Here is a 733-nt window from a genome sequence, read left to right on the forward strand (position 1 = left end):
CAATTTGTTGCTGACTTCAAAAATTTAAAACGTTTGGTACGCTTTTGGTTTTGTTTAGTTTTCAAAGATCATTTTTAAATAATTGGAGCGGGTGATGGGAATCGAACCCACGACATTAGCTTGGAAGGCTAGAGTTTTACCATTAAACTACACCCGCGAAAAGTATTTGTCTGGTCGGGAAGACAGGATTCGAACCTGCGACCCCTTGGTCCCAAACCAAGTGCTCTACCAAGCTGAGCTACTTCCCGGACATTTATTATAAGAATGGCGCGCCCGATAGGAGTCGAATGCCCCCACTAGGCCCTCAACCTAGCGCGTCTGCCATTCCGCCACGACCGCGAAAAGATAAAATGTATGGTGCGGGTGAAGGGACTCGAACCCCCACGTCAAAGACACTAGATCCTAAGTCTAGCGCGTCTGCCAATTCCGCCACACCCGCATACATTAGATAAAATGGTGTGCCATGAAGGACTCGAACCTTCGACCCTCTGATTAAAAGTCAGATGCTCTACCGACTGAGCTAATGGCACATAGTTTAGAAAACACTCTTTAGTTTTGCATGACACCCAAACCTCAGGAAGCTTAAAGCAAGTAGCAGCTCGGTTTGTGTGTTGATGTATAGCTCCGAAGATTATTCGATCGTGCTCTACCGACTGAGCTAATGGCACATAGTTTAGTTTCGCATTTAAAAAACAAATGGCTGGGCTAGCTGGATTCGAACCAGCGCATGACG

General features: G+C 46.2%; 4 tRNA genes. All 4 read right to left on the reverse strand.

From position 1 onward, the window contains the following. Nucleotides 1–83 precede the first annotated feature (83 nt). Nucleotides 84–157 (reverse strand) — tRNA-Gly (locus tag CYJ36_RS20900). Between the two features lie 14 nt (nt 158–171). Beyond that, a tRNA-Pro gene (locus CYJ36_RS20905) sits at nt 172–248 on the reverse strand. Between the two features lie 107 nt (nt 249–355). Continuing rightward, nucleotides 356–439, reverse strand: a tRNA-Leu gene (locus CYJ36_RS20910). A 15-nt stretch (nt 440–454) separates the two neighbouring features. Then, a tRNA-Lys gene (locus CYJ36_RS20915) sits at nt 455–530 on the reverse strand. Nucleotides 531–733: the final 203 nt, after the last annotated feature.

Source organism: Bacillus sp. UMB0893 (genome assembly GCF_002858905.1).
In the GTDB taxonomy this organism is placed as follows: Bacteria; Bacillota; Bacilli; order Bacillales; family Bacillaceae; genus Bacillus_P.